A 328-nucleotide genomic window follows, 5' to 3' on the forward strand; every position below is an offset into this window, starting at 1 on the left:
AAAGTTCGAGCCGTTACTGCTGCTGCCGATTGGCTTCGGCGGCCTGCTGTCGAACATCCCGGAGGCCGGACTGGCGCTCACCGCCCTGGAGAGCCTGCTGGCCCACCACGACCCGGCGCAGCTGGCGGTGATTGCCGCGAAGCTCCACTGCGCGCCGGACGTCCACGCCATTAAGGACGCGCTGGCCCTGGCCCTGCCGTCGGTGCAGGGGCAGATGGAGACGCTGGCGGTGGACATGGGCTACTCCGCCGGGGTGCTGGCCATCTTCTATAAGGTGGCGATCGGCTCGGGCATCGCCCCGCTGGTCATCTTTATGGGCGTCGGGGCG

General features: G+C 68.6%; 1 protein-coding gene. It reads left to right on the plus strand.

The window, feature by feature from the left end:
• Positions 1–328: sodium ion-translocating decarboxylase subunit beta (locus ACKLKD_RS28075; RefSeq protein ID WP_420062025.1), on the plus strand; the 328-nt coding region annotated here is incomplete at both ends.

This window comes from Klebsiella sp. 10982 (genome assembly GCF_048589245.1).
GTDB lineage: Bacteria > Pseudomonadota > Gammaproteobacteria > Enterobacterales > Enterobacteriaceae > Klebsiella > Klebsiella quasivariicola.